Annotated in this window: 2 protein-coding genes; one reads left to right on the top strand and one right to left on the bottom strand. The window is 66.3% G+C overall.

Annotated elements, in window-relative coordinates; genetic code table 11:
- Positions 1-635 (top strand): IclR family transcriptional regulator domain-containing protein (locus DYI24_RS24870; protein ID WP_164574227.1); only part of this gene is annotated, 635 nt, incomplete at its 5' end.
- Positions 636-657: 22 nt separating this feature from the next.
- Here DYI24_RS24870 and DYI24_RS24865 read toward each other — a convergent pair.
- Positions 658-2,566, bottom strand: a 1,909-nt coding sequence (locus tag DYI24_RS24865; protein ID WP_164574226.1) for a hybrid sensor histidine kinase/response regulator, incomplete at its 5' end; no start/stop codon positions are given.

Genomic DNA, 2,566 nt, shown 5'->3' with positions numbered 1-2,566 from the left:
CAAACAGCCGGTCGTCGCTGCTGACGCTGCAGAGCTCCGGCTATGTCAGCAGCGACGACCGGCTGTTTGCGCTGACGCCGCGTGTGCTTGGTCTCGCGTCGGCGTATCTGGCGTCCAATCAAATCAGCGCGGTGCTGCAGCCGCTGATGGATCGGGTGTCGGCCAGCGCCAAGGAAGTTTGCTCGCTGGCGATTCTCGATGGCGACGATGCGGTGTTCGTAGCGCGGGCCAGCCCGGCGCGGGTGTTCTCGGCCGGGATCGATCTCGGCTATCGGCTGCCGCTGTTCTGCACCTCGGTCGGCCGCGTGCTGCTCAGTCGGCTTGATAATAACGAGCTGACCGCGACGATCGGCGCGATGACGCTGACCAAGCAGACCGAAGACACCATCACCGACAAGCAGACGGTGATCGCAACGATCATCGCCGATCGCACCAAGGGATACTCGCTGGTCGATCGCGAAGCCGAGCCCGGCTTCCGTTCGGTCGCGGTGCCTATCCGGCGCTACGACGGCACGATCGTCGCCGCCGCCAATATCGGCGCCCATGTCGACCGCATCACCACCGGTGAGATGATCGACCGCTTCCTGCCGCTGCTGCAAGCGATGGCCGAAGAGGCCAGGCCGCTGATGATGTGAGTACGCCGACCGCGTACTTGTATCATCCGGTCGGCCGCGTCCTGCGCTCGGAAATCGCCCGCCGCAGCACCCGCGAGATCGCCTCGACCGAATACGGCTTCTGCACCAGCTCAAAGCCCTGGTGCGCGTTCTCGGCGAGCACGCTGCTGTAGCCGCTGGTCAGCACCACCGGCAGGCCGGGATAACGCTCGCGGATGATGGTGGCGAGTTCGACGCCGTTCTTGCCGGGCATGATCACGTCCGAGAACACCAGGTCGAACGCGAACTCATCCTCGGCCAACGCCGCCAGCGCCTCATCGGCGGATTTCGCCCATTTGATGGTGTAGCCGAGATCCTGCAGCAGCTCGGTCGAGAACTTCCCGACCTCGACATTGTCCTCCACCACCAGGATGCGATGGCCGAGCCCGCCGGCCGGATCGGCGCGCGACAGCGTCGCCGCCGCGGTCTGCTCCGGCGCCTGCGCTTGCGGCAGGTAGATGGTGAACGTCGCGCCCTCGCCCAACGTGCTGTGCACGCTGATCTCGCCGCCGGACTGTTTGGCGAAACCGAATGCCTGGCTGAGGCCGAGCCCGGTGCCGCGACCGACTTCCTTGGTCGTAAAGAACGGTTCGAAGATCACATCGAGATTGGTCGGCGCGATGCCGCTGCCGCTGTCGGTGACCGAGATCGCCACGAACTCGCCGGGCCGCGCCGGCTGCGACCGCACCGGCGGAATTTCGTCGATGCGGCGGAGCGCGATCGACAGCCGGCCCTCGCCATTCATCGCGTCGCGGCCATTGACGGCAAGATTGACCAGCGCAGTCTCGAACTGGCCGACGTCGGCGATCGCGTAGTTCGGGCCCAAGCCGGTGTCGACGTCGATCTCGACACGGCTGCCGACCAGCGGGCGGATCAGGTTGGCGATGCTCTGGATCTGCGCCGCCACGTCGAACACAACAGGCGACAGCGGCTGCCGCCGCGCGAACGCCAGCAACTGCCCGGTCAGCTTCGAGGCGCGATCGGCCGTATCCGAAATCGCATCGACATACCGGCGGCGGCGCTCCTCCGGCAGATCACGCCGGCGCAGGAAGTCCACCGCGGAGCGGATGATGGTCAGCAGGTTGTTGAAGTCGTGCGCGACACCGCCGGTGAGCTGCCCGACCGCCTCCATCTTCTGCGCCTGCCGCAGCGCCTCTTCGTTGCGACGGCGCTCGGTGGAGTCGATGCCTTCCGCCAGCACCGCCATCACGCCGCCTTGCTCATCCGACACCGGCCGCAACGAGAAATCGATGTGCCGCGGCCCGGCCGGAAGCTGCAGCTCCAGATCGAGCTTGGCGATCTCGCCTGCCCGCGCTGATCGGAACGCACGCTCGATCACCACCGGCGCGTCGGGCGTCGCGTCGAACCACGGCGTGTTCCAGAACAGCGCGCCCAGCACCTGCGCCGGTTCGGCTTGAATGCCCGCGAGCGCGGTGCCGTTGACGTAGAGCAGCCGCCCCTTCAGATCGAGCAGGCCCTGATACTGGTTGGTGGTCTCCAGGATCGCGCGGAGTTGCGACTCGCTGGAATGCAGCTGCGCGGTGCGCTGCGCGATCAGCCGCTCCAGCACATCGTTGACGTTGCGCAGATCGATCTCCGCCTGCTTGGCGCTGGTGATGTCATGGGCGACGCCAATGAAGCCGATATGGCGGCCGGCCGGATCCCAGCGCGGCTGCGACTCCGACCTGATCCATCGCCATTTTCCGTCGGCGCGGCGATAGCGGCCCTCGAGCAGGAACGGCTGCAGCGAGGCTTCTCCGGCAACGCTGTTACGAACCACTTCGGCGACATCGTCGGGATGGATGATGCTGCGCCAGTCGAACACCAGCGCTTCCTCGTAAGGCAATCCGATGAAGTCGCAATAGGCGCGGTTGGCGAAGCTGCGGGTGCGGTCGAGCCGCGTCACCCAGATC

It is taken from the genome of Rhodopseudomonas sp. BR0C11 (assembly GCF_010820945.1).
Classification (GTDB): Bacteria; Pseudomonadota; Alphaproteobacteria; order Rhizobiales; family Xanthobacteraceae; genus Rhodopseudomonas; species Rhodopseudomonas palustris_H.
Note: the sequence above shows the minus strand (reverse complement) of the source record. Positions and strands in the feature narration are given on the sequence as shown.